This window comes from Mesorhizobium sp. ORS 3428, from assembly GCF_001854785.1.
Lineage (GTDB): Bacteria > Pseudomonadota > Alphaproteobacteria > Rhizobiales > Rhizobiaceae > Mesorhizobium.
This window is the reverse complement of sequence record NZ_MDFL01000184.1, coordinates 1-14,077: the sequence shown is the minus strand read 5'-3', so window position 1 is coordinate 14,077 and position 14,077 is coordinate 1. Positions and strand designations below refer to the sequence as shown.

The 14,077-nt window shown below is 58.1% G+C and carries 12 protein-coding genes and 3 pseudogenes; 11 read left to right on the top strand and 4 right to left on the bottom strand.

The window, feature by feature from the left end:
- Positions 1 to 14: 14 nt before the first annotated feature.
- Both ORS3428_RS30605 and ORS3428_RS30595 read right to left on the bottom strand, forming a co-directional pair.
- On the bottom strand, positions 15 to 203 hold the full coding sequence (locus ORS3428_RS30605; RefSeq protein ID WP_040985340.1) for a hypothetical protein: 189 nt from the start codon (positions 201 to 203) through the stop codon (positions 15 to 17).
- A 503-nt stretch (positions 204 to 706) separates the two neighbouring features.
- Positions 707 to 1,123 (bottom strand): annotated as a pseudogene (locus tag ORS3428_RS30595) (transposase); the annotation flags it as partial.
- On the opposite strand from ORS3428_RS30595, the gene ORS3428_RS30590 reads away from it, so the two are divergent.
- The 9 genes and pseudogenes from ORS3428_RS30590 (at position 1,070) to ORS3428_RS30545 (ending at position 9,978) form a co-directional block, all read left to right on the top strand.
- Entirely contained in the window at positions 1,070 to 1,789 is a 720-nt protein-coding gene (locus tag ORS3428_RS30590) for a Fic family protein (protein ID WP_083355364.1), read from the top strand. The pseudogene ORS3428_RS30595 and the gene ORS3428_RS30590 sit on opposite strands and share 54 nt — an antisense overlap.
- A gap of 583 nt (positions 1,790 to 2,372) precedes the next feature.
- A pseudogene (locus ORS3428_RS32030) lies at positions 2,373 to 2,626 on the top strand (homogentisate 1,2-dioxygenase); the annotation flags it as partial.
- Between the two features lie 172 nt (positions 2,627 to 2,798).
- A complete protein-coding gene (gene nifB, locus ORS3428_RS30575) occupies positions 2,799 to 4,280 on the top strand; it encodes a nitrogenase cofactor biosynthesis protein NifB (RefSeq protein ID WP_071101999.1) in 1,482 nt (493 codons plus the stop codon).
- A 33-nt stretch (positions 4,281 to 4,313) separates the two neighbouring features.
- A complete protein-coding gene (locus ORS3428_RS30570; protein WP_040985349.1) occupies positions 4,314 to 4,508 on the top strand; it encodes a 4Fe-4S binding protein in 195 nt (64 codons plus the stop codon).
- A 91-nt stretch (positions 4,509 to 4,599) separates the two neighbouring features.
- Complete coding sequence (locus ORS3428_RS30565) at positions 4,600 to 4,905, top strand: nitrogen fixation protein NifZ (RefSeq protein WP_040985352.1); 306 nt, start codon at positions 4,600 to 4,602, stop codon at positions 4,903 to 4,905.
- 15 nt (positions 4,906 to 4,920) lie between these two features.
- On the top strand, positions 4,921 to 5,133 hold the full coding sequence (gene nifT, locus ORS3428_RS30560; protein ID WP_071101998.1) for a putative nitrogen fixation protein NifT: 213 nt from the start codon (positions 4,921 to 4,923) through the stop codon (positions 5,131 to 5,133).
- Between the two features lie 42 nt (positions 5,134 to 5,175).
- Entirely contained in the window at positions 5,176 to 6,060 is an 885-nt protein-coding gene (locus tag ORS3428_RS30555; protein ID WP_071101997.1) for an SIR2 family protein, read from the top strand.
- 203 nt (positions 6,061 to 6,263) lie between these two features.
- The gene (locus tag ORS3428_RS30550) at positions 6,264 to 8,015 is read left to right on the top strand and encodes an ABC transporter ATP-binding protein (protein WP_244508155.1); all 1,752 of its coding nucleotides are present in this window, start codon (positions 6,264 to 6,266) and stop codon (positions 8,013 to 8,015) included.
- 4 nt (positions 8,016 to 8,019) lie between these two features.
- A complete protein-coding gene (locus tag ORS3428_RS30545; protein WP_071101996.1) occupies positions 8,020 to 9,978 on the top strand; it encodes an ABC transporter ATP-binding protein in 1,959 nt (652 codons plus the stop codon).
- Positions 9,979 to 10,346: 368 nt separating this feature from the next.
- On the opposite strand, the gene ORS3428_RS30540 is transcribed toward ORS3428_RS30545, so the two are convergent.
- A complete protein-coding gene (locus ORS3428_RS30540) occupies positions 10,347 to 11,975 on the bottom strand; it encodes an MFS transporter (RefSeq protein WP_071101995.1) in 1,629 nt (542 codons plus the stop codon).
- Between the two features lie 495 nt (positions 11,976 to 12,470).
- On the opposite strand from ORS3428_RS30540, the gene ORS3428_RS33615 reads away from it, so the two are divergent.
- Positions 12,471 to 13,130 carry a transposase gene (locus ORS3428_RS33615; RefSeq protein ID WP_244508153.1) on the top strand — a complete coding sequence of 220 codons (660 nt, stop codon included), beginning with the start codon at positions 12,471 to 12,473 and terminating at the stop codon, positions 13,128 to 13,130.
- Positions 13,131 to 13,438: 308 nt separating this feature from the next.
- Positions 13,439 to 13,741 carry a DUF982 domain-containing protein gene (locus ORS3428_RS30530; RefSeq protein WP_040986109.1) on the top strand — a complete coding sequence of 101 codons (303 nt, stop codon included), beginning with the start codon at positions 13,439 to 13,441 and terminating at the stop codon, positions 13,739 to 13,741.
- Between the two features lie 232 nt (positions 13,742 to 13,973).
- Here the strand turns inward: ORS3428_RS30530 and ORS3428_RS34170 are convergent.
- Positions 13,974 to 14,077: pseudogene (locus tag ORS3428_RS34170) on the bottom strand (LLM class flavin-dependent oxidoreductase); the annotation flags it as partial.

Genomic DNA, 14,077 nt, shown 5'->3' with positions numbered 1-14,077 from the left:
CAATTGACGGATAATTATTTCCCTTCGCGCTTCCGCCGCGCCAGTTCCTTTATCTGCGCATTGGTGAGCTTCGGCGCGTGAGCGACCTTGCCTAGAGCGGACTCAAAGGCTTCGTCCGATTGGTCAGTTCCAAGTTCCCGCGCGGCTTTGCGAAACTTCTCGACTTGTGATTCCTCCGCCCTTGGGGCGGGCTTCTTGGTCACTGGAAAGCGTCTCCTTTGTCGCTGTCGTCCTCATAAACCAAATCAAAGCTATTTTCGAGGATTTAAAGCCAGAGTTTCCGCTTAGCTTTTGTCCAATTTGAACCCGGAGGGGGCAGGCGATCTATCAATCCCTTAATGATGGGATCCAAAGTCGGCGTATCGCCCCCGCCACCTGATCCTCCACCACTACCACCCTTGCCTACTCCGTCATCGTTTGCCTTGAACGATGCAGATGCGGGTACGACCAAGCGATTGCGGCCGCTCTCGTAAAATCCCGCTTCCTCAGCGGATCGTTCCAAGGCTTGACGGGCCCCGTGACGTCTGTTTGGCCGCTACGCCCCAGGTTTTGATATCGCGCTCGAAAGCAGCCGCAGGCRGCACAACTCCGCCTTTATAATTCTCATATACGAGCTTGTAGAGAGGAACCGTCAGGAAGGCCTCTACCTTGGCCTTGCGCTCTTGAGTTGGGTCGGCGGACATACGTCCGAGCGGTGTCAACTTGAGATCGGGGAAAGCTCGCCGGAGGCCATAGCAAGGCGAATGCGATGGCACAGGAACCAAGCTGCCTCATAGGTGCATTCGAGTATGCGGTGCATCTGGTGAGCGCTAATGCCTTTCTTCGAGGCGCACATAAGGTGGATGGCCTGTAGCCACTTGGTGAGCGGCAGATGGCTTTCCTCGAAGATCGTGCCCATGCGGACGGTGAACTGCGAACGGCAGGCGCTGCACTTGTACAGGCCGTGACGCTCGACGCCGTTCGGGTTCTTCTTGGAAGGCTTGGTGCGAACGCCCTTCAAGGCATAGGTGCGATCAACGCTACCGCACTTCGGGCAAACCGGACCGTTCGGCCACAGTATGGATTCGACATGCTCGAAAGCCTTGGCTTCGTCATGGAATTCGGGGCGGGACAGAACGGACATAGCGATAACGATTGGAATCGTTATCGCAGTTCCATTTGGGTTTGTCAACCAGATAATCGCCGCTGGAAGGCGTCCACAGCGAAAGACCCGTTCGAGGCCTCCTTCGCTTTGCTTGCAGGCATCGCTTACCTGCAGCCCTTCATCGATGGCAACAAGAGGACCGGGCGATTGCTCAGCAACATCCCGCTACTGAAAGCAGGACTGCCTCCTGTCTCCTTCATCGGAGTGGGTAGAGCCGCTTACGGGCTCGGCATGACGACATGGTACGAACTGGCTGATACAAGCTACCTCGGTGAAGCGATCGCGGAAGGCTATGCAATCACAGCGCCGTCCTACCTTGTGGCAACGACCACCAAGAGAGTGCCGCGCTCAGTGGAGATCAGGATGCGACGGCGCCTTGACGACGCCGTCGCGGAGTATCTCAGCGGGGCAGTCGACAGTCCCGATTTGATGCCAAGCGATTTCGCGAGAGACGCATTCAGGGATCTCGAGGGAGAAGACCTGGATGTCACAGTTCAGTCCTTCGCGGACGTCATCGCGTCTATCAATGAGTTGAACTGCGTCGCATACGGTGTCACGCCTGAGCCTTGTCGAAAAATATCGCACGGTGAGACCCGGGGGAGGCCCCACACACGTTGGACCGTAGGCCGCCTGCATAAATCGTAACGGCAACCATTTGATATAACGTGATATTTTTCGGCCAAAGCAATTTTGCATGAAAGATGCATAAATTGACGCCCTTCCAATGAGTCCGCCTCCGTCATCAATCCGAATGAGCAGCCCGCTCAAAATTTCGAGTTGGTAAGGCGATATTGGAAGATGTCCTCGGGGTGATCGGCAGGACGTTCTACTATGGCGTGCGAGCGCGACAATTGCTTTGTGCATCCCGTTCCGCTTGGCGACGTTCATCGCCCAGGCCTTGTGTCACGGCCATTTGCCTACGCGAGTCATCAGCGCTTGGGCAGCCTATAGATGAAGTCCGCATCATGCCCCCCGCACCGGACTCGTCGAGCTTCGGCACCAGTCCCGGGATAGGCCCACCGCCTTGGAGCTTCTGAATCGCTGCGGAATGCTGATCGTCGCGGCATAGGCGAGTGYCACCACGGGGCCGACACCGCGGGGAGGTCGCGCGTCATTTCTGGTGATCATGAGCACTTTTTTGTGCAGGCGCAGCTTCTGTCGGGCGGGCAGCAGCCTCCATGATCTCTTCGAGATCGGGCAGGCCTTCGACGGGCTCGCAAATCCGCTCCTGCGCAAGTCGAATACCCATCTGCCCGGTTCGCTGCCCCAGAGGTGCAACTCGCCGCAGCGGCCGGCCTACGGCCTCTATGCCGAGCAGCTTTTCTGGCGCGCCCTTCGCCGCGCCGCGTGGCACCAACCAGCGTTCCTGGCTCTGCCGCATCCGGCCTAGCTTTCGGCACACCGGCCGCTTCAAGGCACTATGCGCTTGGGAAGACCGCGCCCAATCTCGGCGACCATGAGCTGGCGCTCGGCCAGCGTCGCTGAACCCTCCAATGCCGAGCGAGCTTTCAAGTCGCAAGTCCGACAAAAGTGTGACGTAACGAACAGGCGGAATCGCGCATGAAAGCCGACATATTGAACTGAAACCGCTTGTTTGAGCTGGCACAACTTTTGCGCCTTGAACTGCAACGTCCACCCCGGAACGGAGCCGTTCATGTCTTTACCGACGATCTCGCTTGAGAGTTTGGTCAGCACTAAATCATTCGACCAGTTGCTGACGATCGCGAAATCCGCCGGTTGCGCATCTTCATCCTGCGGCTCGTCCGCAAAGCCGGACGAGATGGACTCCGCTGTCTGGGAGAAGATCAAGGACCATCCATGCTTTTCCGAAGAGGCGCACCACTATTTCGCGCGCATGCATGTGGCGGTCGCGCCAGCCTGCAACATCCAGTGCAACTACTGCAATCGCAAATATGACTGCGCCAATGAAAGCCGRCCCGGGGTCGTGTCGGAAAAGCTGACCCCAGAACAGGCGCGACGCAAGGTGATCGCGGTCGCCAACGAAGTGCCCCAGCTTTCCGTCCTCGGGATCGCCGGGCCGGGCGACGCCTGTTACGACTGGAAGAAGACAAAGGCAACTTTCGAACGCGTCGCCAGAGAAATCCGCGACATCAAGCTGTGCATCTCCACCAACGGTCTCGCGTTGCCGGATCATGTTGCCGAACTTGCTGACATGAATGTCGATCATGTGACAATCACCATCAACATGGTTGACCCCGAAATCGGCGCAAAGATCTATCCTTGGATCTTTTACAACCATCGCCGCCACACCGGCATCGACGCTGCCAGGATCCTGCACAAGCGGCAGATGTTGGGCCTGGAGATGCTGACCGCGCGCGGCATTCTCACCAAGATCAATTCGGTGATGATCCCCAGCGTCAACGACGAACATCTGATTGAGGTCAATAAATGGGTAAAGGAGCGCGGCGCGTTCCTGCACAATGTCATGCCACTGATTTCCGACCCGGCGCACGGTACGCATTTCGGCCTAACCGGGCAGCGCGGCCCAACGGCGTTTGAGCTGAAGACGCTTCAGGATCGGCTTGAAGGTGGCGTCAAGCTGATGCGCCATTGCCGGCAGTGCCGGGCCGACGCTGTCGGCCTGCTTGGCGAGGATCGTGGCCAGGAGTTCACGATCGACCAGATTTCCGACGACATCACCTACGACGCCAGCAAACGCGAGGCCTATCGGGAGGTGGTCGCGCGCGAGCGCGGCGATCACGTGGCAGMCAAAAGCCAAGCGGTCGCGACCGTCAAGGCAACGGATTCCGGCAAATCGCTCCACATCGCTGTGGCGACCAAAGGCGGCGGCCGGATCAACGAACATTTCGGCCATTCGGAGGAATTCCAGGTTTATGAGGTCTCTCACAGGGGGATCAGCTTCATCGGGCATCGCAAGGTCGAGCAGTATTGCCTCGGCGGCCGAGGCGCGGACGCCACCCTCGACGGCGTCATAGCTATGCTCAAAGGCATCGATATCGTGCTGTGCGCCAAGATCGGAGATTGCCCCAAGGATCAGCTCGCGGAAGCTGGAATCCGGGCAATGGATGTTTATGGCTACGACTACATCGAGACCGCTATCAGCGCGCTTTACGCCGCCGAGTTTGGGAGCGAACCACTGGCGGCGACGGCTTGAGCGTCTCGTCCCAACCGAATCAGGAGTTGAGAAATGGCCTTCAAGATCATCGCCTCGCAATGCACGCAATGCGGTGCATGCGAGTTCGAATGTCCATCGAGTGCGATCAAATTCAAGGGCGAGACCTACGTGATCGATCCGGAGCAGTGCACCGAATGCAAGGAGGCCTTCGATACCCAGCAATGCGCCTCGGTATGCCCGGTGTCGGGAACCTGCATTCCCGCCTAACCCTCCAATCGGGTTAGCGACGCGGTCGGGGTCGCTTCTGGAGCACGCCATGACCTCCGTAACGAACTGCAGCCGTAGAAAGGAGAAGGGGATGGGCCTCGGACGCGAACAGGAGGTCGAGATCCGCGAGCCTCCACGATTTATGCCGGGCGAGCGGGTCCGTGCCACACGCCACATAAAGAATGACGGCACCTATCCAGGTCGCGAGATAGGCGCAAACCTCGTGCGGAAGGGCGATGAAGGCTATGTGCGCGACATCGGCACCTTCCTCCAGCAGTTCTACATCTATGCGGTCGAATGGTTCGATCGCGGCACCGTCGTTGGCATGCGCTCCCACGAAATGATCAGCCTCGACAAACCCAGGGATTTTTGTGCCGAAATCACGTGTGGTCACTAACAAGGGAATAGGCCGATGAAGGTTATGATCCGCAAGACCGACGCCGGCCTATCGGCGTATGTGCCCAAGAAGGATCTCGAAGAGCCGATCATCGGCGTCGAGAATGAAGAGCTGTGGGGAGGGTCTATAACGCTCAGGAACGRCTGGCGGCTCGTTCTGCCCGACCTTCCGCGAGATACACCTTTGCCGATCACCGTCGAGGCAAGAAAGATTTCCGATGAGGATTGATGCCGCAGGTCGGCAAGCTGAGAGCGTCAAAGGGAAACGAGCATGAATAGGATCCTGTCCTTGGGCCATCTCATGATCAACCGGGACAGTCATGCCGCAAAGCAGCTTAAACTGCTGAAGAAGGCTCTCTGCGCCGATGAGATCATCCCGTATCTGGGTCCCGACCTGCTTCGACTTAGGTACGGGGAACCACCGGTACCGCACACGCCGCAAGCGGTTGCCGCAGCATTCGACGCGCGAGCGCCCGCTCCTTCCAAGATTCGCACCAATATGTGGTCGGTCGCTCAATTCATCGAGCAGCGCCGGCATCGGCGGACGCTCCAAGCCTGGATGGCTGAGATATTCGCGGGGCCGGTGGCGCCGACCGTTTTCCATGCCTGGCTCGCGACACTTCCGCTCTCGCTGATCGTCGATAGCTGGTACGATGGCGCCATGCGYGCGGCCCTCATAGACACCGGCCGCACTGATGTCGTCGAAATTCAAGGCGTCACGCGGGCGCACCCAATTGGCGACGTTTGGACGAAAACCTACGATTTGTCTGGAACGGAACTCCAACCAGACTCGGCGGCAACGACGGTCCTCTATACGCCGCACGGCAGCATCAAGCCGGCCGCAAACTTCCTTATCGCAGATTCGGATTACGTCGAAGCCCTAACCGAAATCGATATCCARACTCCTATCCCTCGAGCCGTGAAGGAACGGCGCACCAAGCGCGGCTTCTTTTTCTTCGGCTGCCGGTTCGATGACCAGRTGCTGCGCACCTACGCCAGACAGGTCATCAAGCGCTCAAGCGGCCCGCATTTCGCGGCTATTGATTCGGCAACGCTGACCAAAAACGAACGCCGCTTCCTTGCAGCAAACGCAATCACGGTCATAGACATGCCGGCAGGCGAAGCCGCGGCTCAACTGGTTGGGACAGGCGTCTAGCAGATGATAGCCAGCCTTGCATGTGATGGGCAYTTGACGGGGGAGTCGTGCGCCTCAAGGCCCTCCAAACGGCCCAATATCACTGGAATGCACCTCCGAACAGCAAGGCTATCCGCGGCGTGACGAAGCCCGGGAATTCGCTCGCGAATGGAGAAGGAGCCGGTTCGGTCCAGGGCTTGAGCACGATCGCCCGCATTACCCGGATGAATTTGCGGCACCCGTGGCTGGTCACCGTGGCTATCGGCTCGACACTCGTTGCGGCATCGCTCCAATTGCTCATCCCCGAGCTCCTCGGCCAGGCCATCGACCAGACCCAGACAGCCATCGGCGGGGGTGTCAGCGGAGCGGCAGCGCAAGAGGGACTGCGGACCTCGGCGCTCCTGCTGCTTGCCACTAGCGTGCTGCGCGGCCTCTTCACGCTGGCTCAGAACTATCTTGCCGAAGCGGTCGGACATCAGGTCGCATATGAACTGCGGGTCGCTTTTTATGAGAAGATCCAGCGGCTCAGCTTTTCTTTTCACGACCAGGCGCATTCAGCCGATCTGATCACGATCGGCATGCTCGATCTGGAAGGCGTGCGTATATACTTCTCTGCCGCTCTGGTTCGCACCGTGCTGCTCGTCATGTTGATCGGGGTCGGCGCCCACATGCTGATCTCCATCAACCTGGTTCTTGGTCTCCTCGCGCTGAGCTTTGTGCCGTTCGYCGGATGGTGCTCATCGCTCACACAGATCAAGCTGCGCGCCACCTGGCTTGACCTGCAGGAGCGGCTTTGCGTCCTCAGCCGTGTAATGGAAGAAAATCTCACCGGCATGCGGGTTGTCCGCGCGTTTGCAGCGCAGGCCCACGAGATGCTGAAGTTCGACCGCGCATCGAAGAGTGCGCTTGGCCTGATGCACGAACGGGCCGAGATTTACGTGCGCAATATTTCCGCGATGAATTTCTCGTTCTTTTTCGCCATGGGGTTGGTTCTGTGGATCGGCGGCAACAAAGTCATCGCAGGCGAAATCAGCGTCGGAAAACTTGCCACCTTCCTTTCCTTTATGACCATCCTCCAGATGCCGGTTCGCCAGATAGGCTTGATAGTCGATGGCTTTGCCCGAGCCTCGACATGCGGTTCGCGCCTGTTCGGGTTACTCGACCTGGATATCGCGCTCAAGGACGCAGCAGACGCCAAACCGCTCGAAATCAGCGAGGGCACCTTGCGGTTCGAGGATGTTTCATTCGCCTATCCGGACGACGAGAACCGCCCAATTCTGAAGAATATCAGTTTTGAAGCCCGCAAGGGCGAAACCATTGCAATTGTCGGCCCGCCCGRCTCGGGCAAGTCGACGATAGCTCATCTGATCCCTCGTTTTTACGACGTCGCCAGCGGCGTCATCACGCTTGAYGGCCAGGATATCCGCGAGGTCACCCTGGCGACGCTTCGCAGAGCCGTCGCGGTCGTGCAGCAGGATGCATTCATTTTCACCACGACGATCGAAAACAACATCGCCTATGGCGATCCCTGGGCCAACGCACAGCGGATCGAGCGCGCGAGCGAGTCGGCTCAGCTTCACGACTACGTTCTCCGGCTGCCAGCCGCTTACAAGACAGTGGTGCGTGAGCGCGGCGTATCCCTGTCGGGCGGCCAGCGTCAGCGCCTGGCGATCGCTCGCACGATGATGCTGCGCCCGTCGGTCATCATATTCGACGACTCGACTGCCGCGATTGATGCCGCCACAGAACAGCGCATTCGCTCCGCGATGCGGCACTTTGCCAAGGACCGCGTGACCATCATCATCGGCCACCGGCTGAGTTCGCTCATGGATGCCGATGCAATCCTGTTTATCGAGAAYGGCGAGATTATCGAGCGTGGCACTCATGAGGACCTTCTGGCGAAGGGCGGACGCTACAAGGCCCTCTACGATCTCCAAGCGCGCGCTTTTGATGACATGCCAACCAAGAGGGGGTGAGCTGATGCTCCACGGTAGCGAAGTCGAGGCGGAGCGCGACGATGCCCGCGACGACCGGCGTCCGCCCCATGCGGTCGTCGGTTCGCATCGCATCGAAGAGGAGATGTTCGGGCAGGCGTTTGACAAGAATATTGTCCGACGCATTTGGGGGTTCATGCGGCCCTACCGCACCAATTTGATAGTCTCGGTTGCCGCGATGTTGATCCTCACCGGCACGCAGCTTCTCGTCCCGCTGATCATCCRCTTTGCCATCAACCACGGCATGCAGCCTGGWAGTGGCGATCGTTCGGCCCTGCTCGCAGCCGCCTGCGCCTTCTTTTTCACCATCTCGGTCAATTTCGGCGCCAGCTACACGCAAGAGATCGTGATCTACAAAATGGCGGAGAAAGTTCTGTTCGATATTCGGCGCGCCACGTTCGGCCATCTGCAGGAAGTGGCGCTTTCCTTTATGGACAAGACAGAGGTGGGACGGCTGATGTCGCGTCTGCAGGGCGACGTCAATTCCATGCAGGAATTCCTCGAAACCTCGGTGTTTTGCCTGGGCGACATCATTCTTGTCTTTGGCATCGTCTTCGTCATGCTGTGGCTCGATGTTCGCTTGGGGATCCTTACGTTTTCACTGGTGCCTGTTCTCTTCATCGTGCGCATCTTCTGGCTGCCGCGCGGCCGCGGCGCCTTCATGGCTRCCAATGAGGCCAATTCGGTTTCCAACGGCGCGCTGGCCGAAGCCATTCATGGCGTTAGGGCAGTGCAGTCCATGGACCGGCAGCAGGTCAATTTGACGCTTTATGACGACAAAGCCCGTGCCAATCTCAAGACACATCTGACCGCCGCCAAATACGCCCAGATCATGGTGCCGATCGTCGATAGCCTGACGGGCGTTGCCATGGCTGTCGTCATCGTCGTCGGCGGCTCAATGGTCATGAGTGATCGCATCGATGTGGGTGTGATGGTCGCGTTCCTCTTCTACATCCAGCGCTTCTTCGATCCGATCCGCTCCCTCACCTTGCAATATTCGATCATGCAAAGGGCGATGGCGTCGGGAAAGCGACTGACCGACGTTCTTGACGTCAAGATCGAGGTCCAGGACAAACCGAATGCCACGGTGCTTTCGCCCGAGATGGACGGCTCGATCGAGTTCAGGAACGTTACTTTCGGATACGATCCCAAGCATCCGGTATTGAAGAACGTGTCGTTTCGGGTCAATCCCGGCGAAACCGTCGCCCTGGTGGGGCCGACCGGTTCAGGTAAATCGAGTGCAATGGCCCTCGTCCACCGCTTTTATGATGTCCAGGAGGGCCAGGTGCTGGTCGGCGGGTGTGATGTGCGCGATCTCACCCAGAAATCACTTGGCCGTCAGATCGCCATGGTGCTTCAGGAGCCGTTCCTTTTTACCGGCACGATTTTCGAGAACATCCGCTACCACAAGGCTGAAGCCACGCGGGAAGAGGTTATCGAGGCCGCTATGGCGGTCGGCGCGCACAGCTTCATTGTGCGCCTTCCTGGTGGATACGATGCCGATCTATGTGAAGGTGGCGGCAATCTCTCGCTGGGCCAGCGCCAGCTTATCAGCTTTGCCCGTGCGCTTGTCGCAAACACCAAGATTCTGGTACTCGACGAAGCAACCGCCAATATCGATAGCTATACGGAAATGCTGATTCAGAAGGCTATGGTCAGGCTCCTCGAAGGCCRCACTGGCCTCGTCATCGCCCATCGCCTTGCCACAGTCCGAGGTGCCGACCGTCTTATCGTTCTTCAGAATGGCAAAGTCGCCGAATCCGGCAAGYACGACCAGTTGATCGAAATGGGCGGTCTCTATTCCAAACTCTACAGGCTCAACCACGCCTCGTTCGACGACACGCCCGATGAGCAACTCGACACCTCCCAAGCAGCGGGCTACAGATCTGAGGCGCGAAGTTCTGAGGAGCCGGCGCATTGGTGCAAGCGCTTTGCCGAACGGTGATAGTCGACGCGTCGCCGGCTTTGCCCAAGCAGATCGAGCGCCTGTGYGATGTCGAGATCGCCATCACCCATGACGGGCATTTGATTTTCCCGAAAAAGGCTCGCGACGGGTCCCGTGCTTCTTGTCCAAGCCTCGCGGCGTCTCAGAAAAGCACGCCTCATAGACCTGCTGAAGCCCGACGAGGATCGCTTATTCATTGGTGTAGCATAGATCGTCGAAATCTGACCGGGCGTTAGCCTCATGGACGAAGCCGAGAAACGCTACGCGCTTGGCGCATAGCTGGCCCAAGATCTGCTCCATCGTCTTGAGCAAACGGGGGSTTCCGGCGCCGCCTTATCTTGAGCCAAGTTATTGGTTTCCGGTTTCGCTCAAGTCCTGTCGAAATGAGGCCGGAGCGGCATATCGTCATGTACGCTCACGGTTTGCCGTTCGATCTTGTGGTGAATTTTGGGCGGGCAGTCGCCACAGTGCAGGGCTTCAAGGCGCGCAATGATTTCGGCGTCATCTTGGGTCTGCCTCTTGTTGTGGCGAACATACTCGACCCAAGTTGGYACATGATAACACTCGGTCCACAGTTCGGGCTTTTCCAGGTCACGCAGCAGCGCCCATTGCCTGGCGCCATCTCGCAGTCGCGCTTTTCGCCATGATGTCATCACATTGAGAAATTCTGGAACGTCTTTCTGGTGAATACGATAATCGACCATTATCATGATCGGACCGCTTCGTGGTCGCAGGTCAAGCTGCAGGGTTGGTTCGCAAAACGTGTTGGTCGGATCGAGTTTGAGCGTTTCAAGATCCGGAAGACGAAAAATAACGCCGAGCAGTCCGCCAAGTACAAGAACCAAGCTTGCGATGAGCAAGGTTCCCGAAAYGCCTTGCAGATCCGCTAACTGGCCCCAGAGCCAGCTTCCCGCTGCCATGCCGCCATATGCGGCCGTCTGATAGAGAGAGAGGGCTCGTCCCACCACCCACCGAGGCGCCGAAAGCTGAACCGTGACGTTAAACAGCGTGAATGACTGGACCCATGCCGCACCGGCTGGCATGACGAGGAGGCAGCTCAGCCAAAYGTGCTCGCTCCACGACACAAGCAAGCAGCTGATCGCCAGTGTAAAGAACGCACCGCGGACGACCCCTTCGTTGGAGAGAATTTCGCGGGCGCGTCCGATGAGGAGCGCGCCACAAATCGCTCCCAGACCGAAAAAGCCAAGCATCACTCCGTAGGTGACCGCAGTGCCCTTAACCTGTTCGCGAACAACCAACGGCAGGAGAGCCAAAATGACGACTGCGGCGAGGCCGAAAATGAAACTCCGGCACATCAGTTTGAGAAGGTTTGGCGACATAAGCACATAGCGGAATCCTGCCGCCATCGCGCTTCCGAAAGCCTCCCGCGGCAGCGCTCGTCGCGCCGGTACAGTTTTCCAGCGTAACAGCGCGGCGATCAGGGCGACATAGCAAAATACATTGAAGAGAAACGCGAAGGCCGYCCCGGCGGTCGCCACGATTATGCCACCAATCGCCGGTCCGATGCTGCGCATGAGATTGTAGCTCATGCCGTTGAGCGCAACTGCGCTTGGGAGGTCTTCGCGAGGCAGGATGTCTCCCATCGAGGCTTGCCACGACGGATCGTGCAATGCCCAACCACAGCCGATCAGGAACGTGAGACCCAGAAGGGTCCCGGGTGTGATTTCCCCTGTGTAGGTCAAGAGCGCCAGGGACGCTGATAMGCAAACCATCAGCAGTTGCGCCATTAGCATGATCCGGCGACGGTCAAAGTTATCCGCAAGCGCTCCGGCTGCGAGCGAGAAGATCATGTAGGGCAAGGTGGTCGATGCCTGTACGAGCGCCACCATTCCATGGGAGCTGGCTATACTCGTCATCAGCCACGCAGCCGCCACACCTTCGACTAGCGTCCCAAGATTCGAAACAAGGGCCGCCGACCACAGAGAACGGAATGTCTTGTGCTGAAAGGGTACGAGTGGAGATGTTCTCTTCGCCATTGTGGGAAACTTCGGAATCGACCGCGGGGCTGGCTCTCTTCAGCTCACTCAACCATGGCCTCGCGGCTCAAGCCAAGCCGCCACAACTATCTGCCTGCTAACCCAGGTAGATAGTTGTGGGCAGACGCTAAAGGGATAGCGAGGTCCGGCGTTATCATCCGCTGGCGAGTTCTTCAGGCGCACTGAACTCAATCGAGATGCAGCAGTTTTTCAATTTCAAGAAGAGTTCCCGAGTTCCCCGACGGCAAGATGCGACATTTAATCCGATACTGCACCGCCTTGCAGCTTCGGACRCTCAAGCGTTCCTCGCGCGCAGGCCTGAGTTTGGCCCGCTTGCGAACACTGGCGCGACCCGGTGTCACTTGCTCGTCGAGGGACTTTTACGATAAAGCTCCGCGTGAACCGGAAGCGCCAGGATTTCCGAGCGGCGACTTCATTCTTTTATTCGTTTCTCATCAGGAAGGAACTATGAGGCGGCAAACGCGACCATTCATAGTGGAAGTCAAACAGAAGCGCCGTTATCAAAAAACCGCCCGTTCCATCTGGGGCGATTTCGACATCGCCGCGGCGATGGGCGAAACTTCAGAGGAACTCCAGAAGATTCAACCGTCAAATCGTCAGCTTATTGACTCTACTGTCGTGGCCATTGATGCTGAACCTTTGCACAAACCGCAAATGGAGAATTTCATGGCAAATCGCCTGGAAACCGAAACAGCAGTAATTCCWACCGAACCTGCGGCCGAAGCGGAGACGTCAAAATTGAGGGCGAGAACACCGCGGTCGAAGAAGCCAAAGGCCGAGCCGATTGCGCCTGGCCGCAAGAACGGCGCCAAGTCGACATCCGCGACCACTGAAGCACCGCCATCGGCACGGACAGGCCRCAAGGTCTACTCCGCAAAGGAGCGCGGCCAGAAGCTCGCTCAGATCGAGACGTTGATAGGCGGCGGCGCCACTCTCAAGGGCGCGGTGAAGCAGGCCGGCATCTCGGAACAGACATATTATCTTTGGAAGAAAGCGGCGACGCCTGCAGCGGACAGCGACGAGCTGAAGGATCTCGTCGCGCTCGAGGAAGAAAACAAGCGGCTGCGGAGCCTGCTTGCGGATCGTCTGCGCAAGGAAAATGYGGAACTGAAGAAAAGGCTTGGGCTGGATTAATCCAGCCTGAGCTTGCGGCTTCCCATATCGGCGCGCGCTGCCAGGCGATGTCGTGCTGCCTTTTGCTGCGTTGCGGTGAACGACYGGATTGGGCGACTAGGTTCACCGTTCATCGGCGGCGGCCAGAACGAACGACATTGTCGAAGCGGCCAATTTTGCGGCAGTAGACCGGTGACRATCCAGTTCCTCCCGAGGATGAATTGCCGCCTTTTCCTCTTGAAGCGTCATCGGGCTGACAACACATTCTGCAATGGTCGGCGGGAGGCTCGCCTCGCAAGTTGGCTGTTCAGCAGGTCGGGAGGAAGGAAATGAAGGCGCAGGCCTTCGGTAGTCCTATTTTCGTGAAGTGTGCCGCTTATGTCGTGCAAGAGATTACGAACCTCGAGGACGCCATCGATTTTCTCGATGAGTGGCCCGAAGATCGCAGGGACCTGATCCACGAGACTGCCCTTAAAGCATGCTGTGACGCTTATGATGGGAACAAGCCCTTAAGCGCAGCCCGCGCTGCCTTTTACGGCTTTGCGAAACGGGCCGCCATATTGGAAGATCCAACCTCGGCGATGCAGTGGATTGCCGCCTGCAAGACGGGCGGTGGCAAACGGTCTGTGTGAACAGCGACGTTGAGCGAGGGGGCTGGAACGCGGGGCAATGTGGTCCCGTGAAGGATTGCGTCCCAGAAAACCAGTTCAAATCATCGTCCGGAAACGGCATCCGACCTAGGCAGGCATAGCGATGCCAATCCCCCGTAGACCGCGCGCTGCAAGGCTATCGTCTGGCAGCGGGCTAGTTGCTGGTAAACGCTGCGGGCAACTCCTTCGAGCCGCCCTACGCACGGATTCCTGGTCAGGCAAATCGGGTCATGATTTCAGAATGAATCATCACTGCAGTGTACAGAGACGCTTCCAATGGCAAATCCCCAAACGCGAGCTGGCAAAGAAGATAGTTGG

Excerpts from the sequence above, each read along its gene's own strand:
- ORS3428_RS30590 (WP_083355364.1), top strand. The coding sequence starts at position 1,070 with ATGCTCGAAAGCCTTGGCTTCGTCATGGAATTCGGGGCGGGACAGAAC.
- ORS3428_RS30570 (WP_040985349.1), top strand. The coding sequence starts at position 4,314 with ATGGCCTTCAAGATCATCGCCTCGCAATGCACGCAATGCGGTGCATGC.
- ORS3428_RS30565 (WP_040985352.1), top strand. The coding sequence starts at position 4,600 with ATGGGCCTCGGACGCGAACAGGAGGTCGAGATCCGCGAGCCTCCACGA.
- ORS3428_RS30530 (WP_040986109.1), top strand. The coding sequence starts at position 13,439 with ATGAAGGCGCAGGCCTTCGGTAGTCCTATTTTCGTGAAGTGTGCCGCT.